We start from the raw sequence: 12,864 nt of genomic DNA on the forward strand, positions 1-12,864 counted from the left end.
ATCAGTCTCCCTTGGTGACCTGACGGCGTTGATCCTCCATCCCCATCGAAACCAGAAGGGGATCGGCGGATTGCCGCGATTGGAAATCGAATTTGCCACCCATCCCGCGCCAGTTGGCCAGGATGAGCGATTGCGCCACCGCCCCGCCCAATGTGGTGCCGGGGCCGGTGACGACAAAGAGGTCGGGCGCGAATTCGCGCGCCGCGTGGGTGATGGCGCGGGTGAAGTCATAAGGTTCCACCACCTGATGCCCCAGCGTGTAGTCCCACAGCGCGTGCAGATCGCAGGCGCCGGGCCACCAGACATGGCCGCGCCCGTCGATCATCGGGATCTTCGGCTGCGCGAACAGGCCGGGGGCAAGGCGCGCCCGCCCGGCCTCGGCCACCGGGGCCTGCATCGCGGTGTGAAAGCCTGCGTGATTGGCCAGGCGCATGGGAAAGCGGCCCTGCACCGGCGGCACGGCGGTTTCAAACGCCTTAAGCCCGGCCTCATTGCCGGCCAGAACCAGCATGCCGCCAAGGTCGATCGACAGGCCCAGCACATGATCGGGGCGGGCGCCGATCACGGCGACAATGCCCATGATTTCGGCCTTGCGGGCCGGGTCGGGGCGCCAGTCCTCGCCCATGAAGGGATAGATGATCTGGCCGCCGATCAGCCGTTCCTGCATCAGCGTACCCATGGTGTTGACCACCTCGAACCCGCCCTCGGGCGTCAGCGCGCCACCGCAGGCCAGCGCCGAATACCAGCCCATCGAATTGCCGGTGACGGCGACCACCTCCACGCCTTCGAGCGCGCGAAAATCTGCCAGCGTCGCGGCATAGATCAGCGCGCTGGCATTGTCGCCCCGCGTGTGTTTCGCCACCGAATAGCTGGCCGCACCATCGAGCGCCGACAGGGTTTCCTGCCCCAAGGCCGCGCGGCGGGCGTCGAACTGCGCCAGCAGCGCCTTGTCGTGGAAATGCCGGCCCAGCACGCCCAGTTCGGTCTTGGTATAGGTGCCCCGGCCGGGGCAGATCACGACCGCGGTTTTCATTGCATCATCTCCTGCGCCGCCGCGACGATCTGCGCGGCCGAGGGCATGGTGGCCGCATAGGCCGGGCCGGTCGCGATGAAACTGTCCTCGGCCGTCAGGCGCGACAGCGGCGTGCCCGGGCAGGCCTCGTGGAAATGCGCCATCAGCGCTTCGGCAAAGCCGCCGGTATGGCGGGTTTCATCGACGATCAGGATGCGTTTCGCGCCCCTGACCGACTCGGTCAGCGCCGCTTTCGGCAGGGGTGACAGCCAGCGCGTGTCGATGATCCGGGTCTTGATCCCGGCCGCCGCCAGCGCGGGTTCGGCCTGGCGGGACAGGTAAACCCCGTTCCCGAAGGTGACGATGGCCAGATCTTCGCCCGCGCCATGGCTGCCCACCCGCCCGAAGGGGATGATCTCCGACGGGTCGGGATAGGTCTGCATCCAGCCGCCATCCTTGTCGGCGTGCAGGTCACGCATCGGATAGAGCGCGATGGGTTCCAGAAACACCACCAGCCGCTGCTCCTCGCGCGCCAGCCGCACGCATTCGCGCAGCATCCGCGCGGCATCGGCGCCGTTGGACGGGCAGGCCAGGATCAGCCCCGGAATGTCACGCAGCACGGCGAAGGAATTGTCGTTGTGGAAATGCCCGCCAAAGCCCTTCTGATAGCCCAGCCCCGCGATGCGCAGCACCATCGGGTTGGTATATTGCCCGTTGGAGAAGAAGGGCAGCGTCGCGGCCTCGCCGCGCAGCTGATCCTCGGCATTGTGCAGATAAGCGAGGAACTGGATTTCCGGCATCGGGATGAAGCCGTTCTGCGCCATGCCGATGGCAAGGCCCAGAATGCTTTGTTCATCCAACAGCGTGTCGATCATCCGGTCGGGGCCGAAACGCTGTTGCAGCTTTTGCGTGACGCCATAGACGCCGCCCTTGCGGCCGACATCCTCGCCCATCATGACGATTTCGCGATGCGCCAGCATCAGGTCGGTCAGCGCCCAGTTGATCAGGCGCGACATGATCTGCGGCTCGGCCATCTGCTTCATGTCGCTGCCGAAAACCGCCGCGCGGGCATCAGTCGAGGGGCCGTTGGTCGGCGCGCAATCGCGCTTCGGCGGGATCAACGAGGCCATGACGCCGGCCGCATCGCGCAGGCGCGGGCGCGTCACCGCCTCGGCGGCGATACGGGCGACGCGGGCGTTTGTGTCGTTATAGACCTGCAAGGCGGCCTCGGCCGTCATCGCCCCCATCTGATCCAGTTGCCGCACCATATGCAGCAGCGGATCCTGTGCCTCTTCGGCCTCGACCTCCTCGCGCGGCAGATAGGTGGTGGGCATGTCCGCGCCGGCATGGCCATAAAGCCGGATGGTGCGGATATGCAGGAAGGCGGGCTTGCGCCGGGTGCGGACGTAATGCGCCGCCGCCTGCGCGGTGGCGAAAGTGTCAAAGATGTCGAGCCCGTCACAGGCGAAATATTTCAGGCCGGGGCGGTTCTGGAACGTGGCCCCGATCCAGCCCTTTGGCGTCTTGGTGGAAATCCCGATGCCGTTATCCTCGCAGCAGAACAGCAGCGGCAGCGGGATCGACTGATACGAGGTCCATTGCGCGGTGTTGAAGGCGCCCTGCGCGGTGGAATGGTTGGCCGAGGCATCGCCAAAACTGCAATAGACGATGCCATCGTCGGGCAGTTCGGCATGTTCGGGCCGATGGCGCCGTGCCGCACCAATGGCATAGGCCGCGCCCACGGCCTTGGGCAGATGCGACGCGATGGTCGAGGTCTGGGGCGGAATGCTCAACGCCTTTGATCCCAACACCTTGTGCCGCCCGCCGGAAATCGGATCTTCGCTGGAGGCCGCAAAGGACAAGAGCATGTCCCAGGCGATGCTCTGCCCCGGCACCTGCGCGCTGCGGCCGATCTGAAAGGCCGCGTCGCGGTAATGCAGGAAGGCCATGTCGGTCGGGCGCAGCGCGGTCGCAACCGCCGCCAGCCCCTCATGCCCGGACGAGCCGATGGTATAGAACCCCTGCCCTGCCCGCTGCATCACCCGGCTTTGCCGGTCAAGCGCGCGGCTCAGACAGGCGGAGCGGTAAATCTCCACCGCCTGAAACGCCGAAAGCGCCCCCGAAGGGGCGCGGCCATGGGAAAAGTCCCGCGTCGCGACGCGACGCAGGAAATTGTCGTGAACGATATCGGCGCGATCCATGCCCTGTTCCGTCGCTATGAGTGTGGCGCCCGGATTTTCGACGAAAATCCGGAGGCCGGTCTGGCTCAGAAGAAGGCTTGCAGGCCGGTGATGGCGCGACCCAGGATCAGGGCATGCACATCATGGGTGCCTTCATAGGTATTCACCGTTTCCAGGTTCACCATATGGCGGATGACCTGGAACTCCTCGGAAATCCCGTTGCCGCCATGCATGTCGCGCGCCCAGCGGGCGATATCCAAGGCCTTGCCGCAATTGTTGCGCTTGACGATGGAAATCATCTCGGGCGCCGCATTGGCGGCATCCATCAGCCGGCCGACCTGAAGGCTGGCTTGCAGGCCCAGGCTGATTTCCGTCAGCATGTTCGCGAGCTTCAGCTGATAGATCTGCGTGCCGGCGATCGGCTTGTTGAACTGCTTGCGATCCAGCCCGTATTGACGCGCCGCCGACAGGCAGAACTCGGCCGCGCCCAGCACGCCCCAGCTGATGCCATAGCGGGCGCGGTTGAGGCAGCCGAACGGCCCCTTCAGCCCCTCGACGCCGGGCAAGAGCGCATCTTCGCCGACCTCGACATCCTTCATCACGATCTCGCCGGTCACCGAAGCGCGGAGGGAGAGCTTTCCACCAATCTTCGGCGCCGAGAGACCTTTCATGCCCTTTTCAAGCACGAAACCCCGGATCTTGCCGCCATGCGCCTCGGACTTGGCCCAGACCACGAAGACATCCGCGATCGGCGCGTTGGAGATCCACATTTTCGAGCCGTTCAGCACATAGCCATTGGCCGTCTTGCGCGCCACGGTCTTCATCCCCGCCGGGTCGGAACCGGCATCGGGCTCCGTCAGGCCAAAGCAGCCGATATATTCGCCCGAGGCGAGCTTCGGCAGGTATTTCAGCCGCTGCTCCTCCGACCCGTAGGCATAGATCGGATACATCACCAGCGAGGACTGCACCGACATCATCGAACGGTAGCCCGAATCGACCCGCTCCACCTCGCGCGCCACCAGGCCATAGGCCACATAGGAGGCGCCCAGCCCGCCATATTCCTCGGGCACGGTCACGCCCAGAAGGCCCATCTCGCCCATCTCGCGGAAGATCGCCGGATCGGTTTCCTCGGCCGCGAAGGCCTTGATCACGCGGGGTTGCAGCTTGTCCTGCGCATAGGCGCGGGCGGCATCGCGCAGGGCGCGTTCGTCATCGGTCAGCTGCGCGTCCAGCCGGAACGCATCTTCCCAGTCGAAGCGGCCAAGGTCGGGGGCGTCTTTCGGTTTCAGGGCCATCGGTCTGCCTTTCGGGTGATCTGTTGGATATGTGTATAAGGGATTGTTTCACGGCTGAATAACGTTAGATTGGCGTTTATGAATGCCTAAAAGACATACATCATGGCCACCCCTCGCCGCCTCTTGCCTTCTGTTTCGCTGCTCATGGCGTTCGAATCGGTGATCCGCACCGGATCGACGCTGGCCGCCGCGCATGACCTGAGTCTGACCCAGGGTGCGGTCAGCCGGCTGATCCAGAACCTTGAGGCGCAGCTGGGCGTCGCGCTGTTCCGGCGCGAGGGGCGGCGGCTGGTGCCGACCGACACCGCGCTGGCCTATGCGCGCGACGTGGCCAAGGCGATGGATCTGATCAGTCGCGCCTCGATGCGGGTGCGCTCGGCCCCCGGCGGCGGCACGCTGGCGCTGTCGATCCTGCCGACCTTCGGCACACGTTGGCTGGCGCCGCGGCTGCCGGGCTTTCTGGCAGCGCATCCCGGGGTGACGATCAACCTTGGCACCCGGCTGCGCCCCTTCGATTTCGCCGAAGAGGGCTTTGACGCGGCCATCCATTTCGGCGAGGCGACCTGGCCGGGCGCGGGCTTTGCCAAGCTGTTTGACGAACGCATGGTCGCCTGCGCCGCGCCGGGCTTTCTGGCCAGCCATCCGGTTTCCGGCCCCGAAGATCTGATCGGCCTGCCCCTGCTGCAACTGGAGACCCGGCCGAATGCCTGGGCGGACTGGCTGGCGCATCACGGGGTGACGGGCAGCGCGCCGCTGGGGATGCTGTTTGACCAGTTCGCGCCGATGATCCAGTCGGCGATCTATGGCATGGGGGTCGCGCTCTTGCCGGAATTTCTGGCCAAGGCCGAACTGGCCGACGGGCGGCTGGTCGATGCCTGGGGCGGGCCGGTGCCCAGCCGGGGCAGCTATTACCTGGTCTGGCCGCTGGCCGCCGAGACCTATCCGCCGCTGGTGGCCTTTCGCGACTGGCTGCGCCGCGAGGTGCGCGGTGAAACCGATGACGGCGTGCTGGCATGGTAAGGTGTCGCCCCCGGGCGCGCCATGCCCGCCTCGGCCCGCCAGACTGACCCCGCAACCAAGGGATCGAAGATGACCGCATTGACCATTGCCGCCGCCGCCTATCCGCTGGATTTCCTGACGGATTTCGCCGCCTATGAGGCCAAGCTGACCGATTGGGTGGCAGGCGCCGCCGACCATGGCGCGCAGCTTCTGGTCTTTCCCGAATATGGCGCGATGGAACTGGGAAGCCTGGGCGGTCGCGCCGTTGCCGGCGATCTGGAGGCCTGCCTGCACGAAGTCGCGCGCTGGAAACCGCAGGTCGATCTGCTGCATCAGCGGCTTGCCCGGCACTACGGCGTTCATATCCTCGGCGCCTCGGGCCCGGTCTTTCTGCCCGGCCGCGACCGCCCGGTGAACCGGGCCACGCTCTATGGCCCGGACGGCGTGCTGGGCCATCAGGACAAGCAGATCATGACGCGGTTCGAACGCGAGACCTGGTTTGTCGAACCCGGCACGGGGCTGACGCTGTTCGACACGGCCCTGGGACGTATCGGCGTGGTCATCTGCTATGACAGCGAATTTCCGTTGCTTTCGCGCGCCCTGGTCGAGGCGGGGGCGGAGATCCTGCTCGCACCTTCCTGCACCGACAGCCTGCGCGGCTTTTCCCGCGTGCGGGTCGGCGCCATGGCGCGGGCGCTGGAAAACCAGTGCGTCGTCGTGCATGCGCCCACGGTGGGCCTGTGCGACTTCTGCCCGGCGGTCGATGAAAACATCGGCGCCGCCGCGATTTATGGCCCGCCCGATCTGGGCTTTCCCGAAAGCGGGATCTTTGCCGAAACCCCGCTCAACCAGCCCGGCTGGGCCTATGCCACCGTCTCGCGTGCCGATATCGCGGCGGTGCGGCGGGCGGGCGGCGTGCTGAACCACATGCATTGGGACGAGCAGGCGGCGCGCATCGCCGCCGGCGTGACCCGCGCCTAGCCCATCATCCGGTCGGCCGAAGCCTCGAACAGGCTGCGGGCGTAATCGGTCTTCATCTGCGCGCCGGCCAGGGCGTCTCGGGTCAGTTCCTCGACCGCGCGGCCATGCTGCATGACCAGAACGCGGTCGCACATATGGTCGATCACCGCGAGGTCATGGCTGACCATCAGGAAGGTCAGGCCGCGTTCGTCTCGCAGGCGCGACAGCAGGTTCAGCACCTCGGCCTGCACGCTGGCGTCCAGCGCGCTGGTCGGTTCGTCCAGCAGCACGATCTCCGGCTCCAGCATCAGGGCGCGGGCGATGGCGACGCGCTGGCGCTGCCCCCCCGAAAGCTGATGCGGATAGCGGAAGCGAAAGCTCGTGGGCAGGCCCACGGCCTCGAGCGCCTGCATCACGCGGCGGTCCGCATCGCCAAGACCGTGAATTGCCAGCGGTTCCGACAGGGTGCGGTCCAGCGTGTGCCGGGGGTGCAGGCTGGCATAGGGATCCTGGAACACCATCTGCACGCGGCGCACAAAGGCCTTGTCATGGCGCAAGACCTCGCCGCCGATGCGGATCGTGCCGGCCGACACCGGCGCCAGCCCGCAGATCGCGCGCAGGATGGTGGATTTGCCCGATCCGCTTTCGCCCACCAGACCATAGCTTTCGCGGGCCGGCACCGAAAGGCTGACACCCTCCACCGCGCGGACATGGCGGCCCTGCGCGGTGAAGGTGACGGATAGATTGTCGATCTCGATCAGCGCCATGTCAGGCCTCCTGCGCCCAGGGGGCGGTGCGGTCCAGCCCCGGCAGGGGGCCACGGTCGCCGCCGATGCGCGGCAGGCAGTTCAACAGGCCCTGCGTATAGGGGTGGCGCGCATTCAGCAGATCGGCCGCCGCCAGTTCCTCGACCACGCGGCCCTTGTACATGACCAGCACCCGGTCGCAGAACCGCGCGACCAGCCGCAGGTCATGGCTGATGAAGATCAACCCCATGCCGCGTTCGCGCACCAGATCGTCCAGGATGCGCAGCACCTCTGCCTGCACGGTGACATCCAGCGCGCTGGTCGGTTCATCCGCGATCAGCAGGTCGGGGTTGGGGATCAGCATCATCGCGATCATCACCCGCTGGCCCATCCCGCCCGAAAGCTCGTGCGGATAGGCATCCATCACCCGTTCGGGATCGCGGATCTGCACGGCCTCCAGCGCGGCGATGGCCTTGGCGCGGGCGGCGGCGCGGCCCAGCCGGTCGCGCTGGCGCAGCCCCTCCATCAACTGATCGCCGACCCGCAGCACCGGGTTCAGGCTGTATTTCGGATCCTGCATCACCATGGCGATGCGCGGCCCGCGCAGGGCGCGCATCTCGCGCTCGGACAGGCGCATGAGATCCTGGCCGTCAAACTCCATCCGGTCGGCCTCGATCCGCCCCGGTGGCCGGATCAGCCGCAGGACCGACCGGCCTGTCATGGTCTTGCCCGACCCGCTTTCGCCCACGATGCCCAGCCGTTCGCGGCCCAGGCTGAACGAAACGCCGCGCACGGCCTCGACCCGCCCGGCCTCGGTGTCAAAGGTGACGCGCAGGTTTTCCACCGACAGAAGGGTCATTTGCCCGCGCTCCTCGGGTCCAGCACATCGCGCAGACCATCGCCCAGAAGGTTGAAACCCAGCGACACGATAAAGATCGCGAGGCCCGGCATGGTGGCGACCCACCATTGCTCGAACAGGTATTTGCGGCCGGCGCTGATCATCAGGCCCCATTCCGACAAGGGCGGCTGCGCACCCAGCCCCAGAAAGCCCAGACCGGCGGCAATCAGGATGACGCCGGCCATGTCCAGCGTGACGCGGATGATGACCGAGGGCAGGCACATCGGCATGATATGGCCCCAGATGATGCGCACCGGCCCCGCCCCTTGCAGGCGCACGGCGGCGATATAGTCGGAATTGCGCACGGTCAGCGTCTCGGCCCGGGCGACGCGGGCATAGGGCGGCCAGGCGGTCAGCGCGATGGCCAGCACCGCGTTTTCGATCCCCGGCCCCAGCACGGCCACCAGCGCCAGCGCCAGGATCAGGCGCGGGAAGGCGAGGAAGATGTCGGTCACCCGCATCAGCACCGCATCGACCCAGCCGCCGAAATACCCCGCCACCGTGCCGATGATCAGCCCCAGCACCGGCGCCGTCACCGCAACCAGCGCGATGACCGAAAGGGTGATCCGCGCGCCATAGACGATCCGGCTCCAGATATCGCGGCCGAAATCGTCGGTGCCCAGCCAGTGCCCGGGGCTGCCGGGCGGTTGCAGGCGGTTTTGCAGGTTCTGCGCGATCGGGTCATGCGTGGCCAGAACCGGCGCAAACGCGGCCAGCACCAGCAGCAGCACGATGATGGCAAGCCCCGCCATCGCCAGCGGATTGCGTTTCAGGCGCAGCCAGGCCAGCCAGGCCTGGCCCAGACGGGCCTGCCGCCGCGAGGCCGGATTGGGGTCGCGCAACCATTCGGTCAGGGTCATGGCGGCTTACCTCGCGCGCGGATCGACCAGCCGGTAGAGCAGGTCGGAAACCAGATTGAGCGTGATGAAGGCCACGCCCACGACGACCGTGCCGCCCAGCACGGCGGGCATGTCGTTGCGGCCCAGCGCCTCGGTGATGTAGCTGCCAAGGCCGGGCCAGGCAAAGATTGTCTCGGTCAGGACCGACCCTTCCAGCAGATAGGCATAGCTGAGCGCGATGACCGTGATCAGCGGCACCAGCACGTTGCGCATGGCATGGACCCAGATCACCCGCCATTCCGGCATGCCCTTGACGCGGGCGGTGGTGATATATTCCTGCCCCAGCTCGTTCATCATGAAGCTGCGGGTCATGCGGCTGATATAGGCCATGGAGACATAGCCCAGCAGCGCCGCCGGCAATACGATATGGCTGAAGGCATTGGCGAACATGTCCCATTTGCCGGCCAGCGCGGTATCGAGCAGGATCATCCCGGTGACGGGCGTCACCTCGAACTGGAACTGCATGTCATAAAGCGCGTCCAGCCGCCCCGGCCCGCCGACCCAACCCAGGATGCCATAAAACAGCAAAAGGCCGATCAGCCCCAGCCAGAAGACCGGCATGGAATAGCCCATGAGCCCGACCAGCCGCACCAGATGGTCGGCCAGGCTGCCCGGCCGCGTGGCGGCCAGCACCCCCGCGGGCACCCCCGCCAGCACGCCAAAGATGGTGGCCAGCGTCGCCAGCTCCAGCGTGGCCGGAAACACCCGCGCCACCGCCTGCAACACGGGCTCGCCCGATCCGATGGAGGTGCCCAGATCGCCGCGCAGCATGTTGCCGACATAGATCAGGAACTGGTGCCACAGGGGCTTGTCCAGCCCCAGCGCCACCCGCGCCTCCTCGATCTGCGCATCCGAGGCGCGCTGGCCCATGATCGACAGAACCGGGTCGATGGGCACCACGCGGCTGATGATGAAGGTGACGAACAACAGCCCGAGCAGGGTCAGGGCCAGCGAAATCAGCGCACCGGCAAGCCCGCGCAGACGCGCAGGCCAGGGCGAGACGGGGGCGGAGGATGCGGTCATGGGAAAAAGCCGCGCCCCCGGAGCAAACCCCGGGGGCGCCTCGTCTTACTTGGTCACAAGCCAGTAGGCCGCGCTGTCGATGGCGCCGCCGGTGAAGAAGTTGTTCACATTGCCGCGCATCGCCGAATTGTAGCCGATCTGGAACATCACGATGAAGGGCGAGGTGGTGCGGTGCTGCTCTTGCAGGTCGCGATACATCGCCGCGCGCTTGTCGCCGTCACGCTCCATCACGGCGGCCGCCGTCATGTCATTCAGCGGGCCGGGGTCATAGCTGTTGCGCCAGGCCAGCGTGCCGGTCGAGGCATCGTCGGCATTGTTGTCGTTCCAGGCGAAAGACCCGGCATTGGTCTGCGGATCGGGGTAATCCGGGCCCCAGCTTTGCAGCGTGGCGTCATGCTGGCGGGCGCGGTAGCGTTTCAGCTGCTCGGCACCCTCGCCGATATTCAGCTCCACCGTGATGCCGGCCTGACCAAAGGTGTTCTGGATCGACTGCGCCATTTCCATCCGGTCGGTGGCGTTGCGCACATCCATCACGATCTTGGGCGCGGTCACGCCGCTTTCGGCCAGCAGGGCCTTGGCCTTTTCCACGTCTAAGCTGAACGGCGTGTCTTCCAGCGCGCCCAGATAGCCGTTCGGCAGGAAGGCCTGATGCGGCACCATGCTGCCTTTCAGCACGGTTTCCGCCAGCCCCTGATAGTCGATCGCATAGCGCATCGCCTCCAGGAACTTCTGGTTCTTGTAAAGCTCGTTCTTCTGGTTGAACGACAGGTAGAAGATCTGGCCGCCGACATCCTTCTGGATCTTGAGGTCGGCATTGCCGGTGATGCCTTCGATATCGACCGGGGTCAGTTCGCGGGCGATGTCGATATCGCCCTTTTCCAGCAGCAGGCGCTGCGTCGCGGCCTCGGGGACATGGCGCATGAACACGGCCTTCATCGCCGCATCGCCCCGCCAGTGCCCGGCGCGGGCCTCAAGGATATAGCCCTCGTTCGGCTTGTAGGATTTCAGCACATAGGCGCCCGTCCCCGCCGAATTGGTTTTCAGCCATTCATTGCCCATGTCGCCATTCGCGTCATGTTCCATCACCGTCTTCATATCGACGATCGAGGCCACGCCCGCGGTCAGGCAGTTATAGAGAAAGGTCGGCGCATAGGCCTTGTCGGTCTTCAGCACGACCGTATCGCCGTCGGCCGTGACCATCTGATCGACATTTTCCGCCGTCCAGCCGAACTGGTTGAGGATGAAGGCCGGCGATTTGTTGATCTTGACCGCACGTTGCAGCGAATAGGCCGCATCCGCCGCTGTCACCGGATTGCCCGAGGAAAAGGTGATGCCCGGCTTCATCTTGAAGGTGAAGGTCATGCCGTCTTCGCTGACCGACCAGCTTTCCGCCAGACCCGGCTGCGGTCCGGTCGGTTGCGACGGATCCAGTTCCACCAAGCCGTCATAGACGTTGTTGACCACATCGAGGCCCGAGAATTCATAGGCCTCATGCGGGTCGAGCGAGACGATATCGTCGATCGCATCCGCGATGACCAGCGTATCGGGCGGGGTTTCCGCCAGCAGGACGCCCGGCGCGGTGCCCAGCATCAGCGCAGCCGTCGCAGCGACACCCGCATGGCGCAGGATCGGGGAAAGGAACATGATGAACTCCCTGTTTTTGTTTGTCATTTTTTAGATGGCCTCTGGCGGTCCGGCCAGAATCCTTGACCAATTGGGCAACTTTTGCGCAGCCTTGTCAACGGCGCTGAATCGTGACGTGATCCGGCACGACGCCTGCCCGGAAAAGGAGCATCCATGACCAGCCCTGCCATTTTCGATGGCCATAACGATCTGCTCTCCTGCCTCTGGTCCGAGGGCGATCATGACGGGCGCAGCTATTTCGAGGGGCGCGCGGGCATGGTGTCGCAGGCGGCCTGCCATGCGGGCGGCATGGCGGGCGGTTTCTTTGCCATCTGGGTGCCCGGCGAAAAGGCCGGTGCGCCCGATCCCATGGCCACCTATCGCGCCTATCCGCCCGTCAGCGTGGAAAAGGCGCATCGCGTCACCATGGAACAGGCGGCGATCCTGATCCGCATGGCCGCCGCCCGCCCCGACGCGATCCGCCTGTGCCGGACGGTGGCCGAGATCGAGACCGCCCGCGCGGCCGGCGCGCTGGCCGCGATCCTGCATGTCGAGGGGGCCGAGGGCATCGGCGCGGGGCTCGATGAATTGCACGTCCTCCATGCCGCCGGGCTGCGCAGCCTTGGCCCGGTCTGGAGCCGGGACAACATCTTTGGCCATGGCGTGCCCTTCAACTTTCCCGCCTCGCCCGATACCGGCCCCGGCCTGACCGAGGCCGGCAAACGGCTGGTCGTCGAATGCGACCGGCTGGGCGTGCTGGTCGATCTGGCGCATCTGAACGAGGCCGGTTTCTGGGACGTGGCGCGGATCAGCACAAGGCCGCTGGTCTCCACCCATTCCGCCGCCCATGCGCTTTGCCCCGCCACGCGCAACCTGACCGACCGGCAGTTGGACGCCATGGCCGAAACCGGCGGGCTGGTGGGCCTGAATTTCGGCGTGGGCTTCCTGCGTGCCGACGGCGTGAAGAACCCCGCCATGCCGGCCAGCCGCATGATCGAACATCTGGATCACCTGATCGCGCGGCTGGGCGAAGGGGGGGTGGCGCTCGGGTCGGATTTCGACGGCACCACGGTGCCCGACTGGATGGAATCAGCCGCCGACCTGCCCCGCCTGGTGGCCGCCATGCGCACCGCCGGCTATGGCGAGACGCTGATCGCGCGCCTCTGCTGGGGCAACTGGATGGATCTTTTGCGTCGCGTGATCGGCTAGGCGCGCATTTCGCGCTTGAA

General features: G+C 66.1%; 11 protein-coding genes. 3 read left to right on the forward strand and 8 right to left on the reverse strand.

Annotation, left to right across the window (positions count from 1 at the left end):
* Nucleotide 1 precedes the first annotated feature (1 nt).
* The 3 genes from FOA17_RS09760 to FOA17_RS09770 form a co-directional block, all read right to left on the reverse strand.
* Nucleotides 2-1,033 (reverse strand): ACP S-malonyltransferase, encoded by a 1,032-nt coding sequence (locus tag FOA17_RS09760; protein ID WP_149141280.1) that lies wholly within the window; start codon nucleotides 1,031-1,033, stop codon nucleotides 2-4.
* The gene (locus FOA17_RS09765; RefSeq protein ID WP_149141281.1) at nucleotides 1,030-3,213 is read right to left on the reverse strand and encodes a dehydrogenase E1 component subunit alpha/beta; all 2,184 of its coding nucleotides are present in this window, start codon (nucleotides 3,211-3,213) and stop codon (nucleotides 1,030-1,032) included. Before FOA17_RS09765 ends, FOA17_RS09760 begins: the two co-directional genes overlap by 4 nt.
* Nucleotides 3,214-3,278: 65 nt before the next feature.
* Nucleotides 3,279-4,487 carry an acyl-CoA dehydrogenase gene (locus tag FOA17_RS09770; RefSeq protein ID WP_149141282.1) on the reverse strand — a complete coding sequence of 403 codons (1,209 nt, stop codon included), beginning with the start codon at nucleotides 4,485-4,487 and terminating at the stop codon, nucleotides 3,279-3,281.
* Nucleotides 4,488-4,589: 102 nt separating this feature from the next.
* Here FOA17_RS09770 and FOA17_RS09775 point away from each other — a divergent pair, with 102 nt between their 5' ends.
* Both FOA17_RS09775 and FOA17_RS09780 read left to right on the forward strand, forming a co-directional pair.
* The gene (locus tag FOA17_RS09775) at nucleotides 4,590-5,507 is read left to right on the forward strand and encodes a LysR family transcriptional regulator (RefSeq protein ID WP_149141283.1); all 918 of its coding nucleotides are present in this window, start codon (nucleotides 4,590-4,592) and stop codon (nucleotides 5,505-5,507) included.
* Between the two features lie 78 nt (nucleotides 5,508-5,585).
* Nucleotides 5,586-6,467, forward strand: a complete 882-nt coding sequence (locus tag FOA17_RS09780) for a carbon-nitrogen hydrolase family protein (RefSeq protein ID WP_149141446.1) — start codon at nucleotides 5,586-5,588, stop codon at nucleotides 6,465-6,467.
* On the opposite strand, the gene FOA17_RS09785 is transcribed toward FOA17_RS09780, so the two are convergent.
* The 5 genes from FOA17_RS09785 to FOA17_RS09805 are packed head-to-tail and all read right to left on the reverse strand — an operon-like array spanning nucleotide 6,464 to nucleotide 11,656.
* The gene (locus FOA17_RS09785) at nucleotides 6,464-7,213 is read right to left on the reverse strand and encodes an ABC transporter ATP-binding protein (protein WP_149141284.1); all 750 of its coding nucleotides are present in this window, start codon (nucleotides 7,211-7,213) and stop codon (nucleotides 6,464-6,466) included. The two genes, FOA17_RS09780 and FOA17_RS09785, sit on opposite strands and share 4 nt — an antisense overlap.
* Nucleotide 7,214: 1 nt before the next feature.
* Nucleotides 7,215-8,051, reverse strand: a complete 837-nt coding sequence (locus FOA17_RS09790; protein WP_149141285.1) for an ABC transporter ATP-binding protein — start codon at nucleotides 8,049-8,051, stop codon at nucleotides 7,215-7,217.
* The gene (gene nikC, locus FOA17_RS09795) at nucleotides 8,048-8,950 is read right to left on the reverse strand and encodes a nickel transporter permease (RefSeq protein ID WP_149141286.1); all 903 of its coding nucleotides are present in this window, start codon (nucleotides 8,948-8,950) and stop codon (nucleotides 8,048-8,050) included. Before nikC ends, FOA17_RS09790 begins: the two co-directional genes overlap by 4 nt.
* A 6-nt stretch (nucleotides 8,951-8,956) precedes the next feature.
* Nucleotides 8,957-10,012: an ABC transporter permease gene (locus FOA17_RS09800; RefSeq protein WP_149141287.1), complete on the reverse strand. Its 1,056-nt coding sequence runs from the start codon at nucleotides 10,010-10,012 to the stop codon at nucleotides 8,957-8,959.
* 45 nt (nucleotides 10,013-10,057) lie between these two features.
* Entirely contained in the window at nucleotides 10,058-11,656 is a 1,599-nt protein-coding gene (locus FOA17_RS09805; RefSeq protein ID WP_149141288.1) for an ABC transporter substrate-binding protein, read from the reverse strand.
* A gap of 153 nt (nucleotides 11,657-11,809) precedes the next feature.
* Here FOA17_RS09805 and FOA17_RS09810 point away from each other — a divergent pair, with 153 nt between their 5' ends.
* Complete coding sequence (locus FOA17_RS09810; protein WP_149141289.1) at nucleotides 11,810-12,844, forward strand: dipeptidase; 1,035 nt, start codon at nucleotides 11,810-11,812, stop codon at nucleotides 12,842-12,844.
* Nucleotides 12,845-12,864: the final 20 nt, after the last annotated feature.

The organism is Gemmobacter caeruleus, assembly GCF_008271655.1.
GTDB lineage: Bacteria > Pseudomonadota > Alphaproteobacteria > Rhodobacterales > Rhodobacteraceae > Gemmobacter > Gemmobacter caeruleus.

Coding starts and splice junctions, on each gene's coding strand:
- FOA17_RS09805 (WP_149141288.1), bottom strand. CDS start 11,656: ATGTTCCTTTCCCCGATCCTGCGCCATGCGGGTGTCGCTGCGACGGCT.
- FOA17_RS09790 (WP_149141285.1), bottom strand. CDS start 8,051: ATGACCCTTCTGTCGGTGGAAAACCTGCGCGTCACCTTTGACACCGAG.
- FOA17_RS09785 (WP_149141284.1), bottom strand. CDS start 7,213: ATGGCGCTGATCGAGATCGACAATCTATCCGTCACCTTCACCGCGCAG.
- nikC (WP_149141286.1), bottom strand. CDS start 8,950: ATGACCCTGACCGAATGGTTGCGCGACCCCAATCCGGCCTCGCGGCGG.
- FOA17_RS09810 (WP_149141289.1), top strand. CDS start 11,810: ATGACCAGCCCTGCCATTTTCGATGGCCATAACGATCTGCTCTCCTGC.
- FOA17_RS09770 (WP_149141282.1), bottom strand. CDS start 4,487: ATGGCCCTGAAACCGAAAGACGCCCCCGACCTTGGCCGCTTCGACTGG.
- FOA17_RS09760 (WP_149141280.1), bottom strand. CDS start 1,033: ATGAAAACCGCGGTCGTGATCTGCCCCGGCCGGGGCACCTATACCAAG.
- FOA17_RS09775 (WP_149141283.1), top strand. CDS start 4,590: ATGGCCACCCCTCGCCGCCTCTTGCCTTCTGTTTCGCTGCTCATGGCG.
- FOA17_RS09765 (WP_149141281.1), bottom strand. CDS start 3,213: ATGGATCGCGCCGATATCGTTCACGACAATTTCCTGCGTCGCGTCGCG.
- FOA17_RS09800 (WP_149141287.1), bottom strand. CDS start 10,012: ATGACCGCATCCTCCGCCCCCGTCTCGCCCTGGCCTGCGCGTCTGCGC.